The sequence below is a fragment of the Secundilactobacillus mixtipabuli genome (assembly GCF_002217925.1).
Classification (GTDB): domain Bacteria; phylum Bacillota; class Bacilli; order Lactobacillales; family Lactobacillaceae; genus Secundilactobacillus; species Secundilactobacillus mixtipabuli.
Window position 1 is genome coordinate 1 of the sequence record NZ_BCMF01000030.1, and the last position, 275, is coordinate 275.

The following is a 275-nucleotide window of genomic DNA, read 5'->3' on the forward strand; positions in this document are numbered from 1 at the left end:
CTCACTAGAAGCTTTTCTCGGCAGTGTGACATCGGCCACTTCCCTACTTAAATTCGGTCCTCATCACAGCTTGTCTACCCGGTTGAAAGCATTTTACTAACAACCAGACTTGCTGCTTAAACGCACATATCCAACAGTGCGCACGGCTTAGCCTCCTACGTCCCTCCATCGCTCAAACATATCTTACTAGTACAGGAATATCAACCTGTTGGCCATCGTCTACGCCTTGCGGCCTCGACTTAGGTCCCGACTAACCCTGGGAGGACGAGCCTTCC

Annotated in this window: 1 rRNA gene; it reads right to left on the reverse strand. The window is 50.9% G+C overall.

The features are described 5' to 3' along the window. Window positions 1-275 (reverse strand): 23S ribosomal RNA (locus IWT5_RS11830); the annotation flags it as partial.